1 protein-coding gene is annotated in these 1180 nt (G+C 35.3%); it reads right to left on the bottom strand.

From position 1 onward, the window contains the following. Positions 1-666: TonB-dependent receptor plug domain-containing protein (locus tag AWW67_RS10045; protein ID WP_176700037.1), on the bottom strand; the 666-nt coding region annotated here is incomplete at its 3' end. Positions 667-1180: the final 514 nt, after the last annotated feature.

The following is a 1180-nucleotide window of genomic DNA, read 5'->3' as shown; positions in this document are numbered from 1 at the left end:
TACACCGTTTGCTGCTCTAGCGCCATATAATGAAGTAGAAGCCGCATCTTTCAAAGTAGAAACTGACTCAATGTCATCAGGGTTAATCCTGTTAATGTTACCACTAAAAGGTACACCGTCAACCACAATGAAAGGGCTGTTGTTACCGTTGATAGAGCCAATACCTCTTAATCTGATGGCAGGGCTATCACCTGGTTGTCCTGTAGCAGTTGTTACTTGAATACCTGGGCCAGAACCACCAAGCGCAGAAATTGCATTTGAAATTGGTCTGTCTTTGATTTTCTCTGCCGAGAGCGAAGTTACTGAACCTGTGATACTCTTAGTATCTTGAGTTCCGTAAGCTACAACCACAACTTCTCCAGCGTCAATAACGTCAGGTACCATTGTTACATTGATTGTGGTTCTATTGCCAACAGGTTCTTCTTTGGTTTTGTAACCTAAAAACCTGAACACAAGAACTGCATTATCAGCATTTACTGATAACGAGTATTTACCGTCCGATCCTGTTGTCATTCCTGTGGTTGTTCCTTTAATAGAAACCGTCACGCCTGGAAAACTCGAACCGAATTCATCTAGCACAGTACCCTCCACGGTACGTTGCTGACCCATTACGCTGCTACTAATGAGTAGCAAAATGAGCATAACTTTGATCTTGAATTTTAACATTTATAAGTAATTTATTTGTTTGGCCTAATAACCCCCAAAGAGCAAGGTTAGGGTACTTTAAGGTGATCATTAGGTTGTATGCTTATTTGTGTGGTTGTATATTGATTTTAACGGTATGCCAGAAGGTTGTTATTTATGGGCTTTTATTGTTCATATTTGAACATGTTTTAAGTTAATTGTAATTGTAAAAATACATCTCCATAGAGTTTATATATAAATGTGTTCAGTGTTATATTATCATGCTGTTGATATACAGCTCTTTATGTTGGTATTGTTTCGGTAATTTATTTGTATTAAAAAATTAATAAGTATGAATATGAAGCTTGATGACTTATTTTTAATGAAATGTGCGTTTAAATCCTTTTAAGAGGGTTTTTCAAAATTTTATGACATAAAAAAGCAGCCCTTTTGAGGCTGCTTAAATTCTGTATTTTAGGATTTAAATTATTAAGTAATGTCTTCTTAATTTTACTTAATGTTTACATTTTATTATTAGTATTAAAAAAGAAGAAGC

The organism is Roseivirga seohaensis (assembly GCF_001592945.1).
GTDB lineage: Bacteria > Bacteroidota > Bacteroidia > Cytophagales > Cyclobacteriaceae > Roseivirga > Roseivirga seohaensis.
The sequence above is the reverse complement of the archived record's forward strand: the minus strand, read 5'-3'. Positions and strand labels throughout refer to the sequence as shown.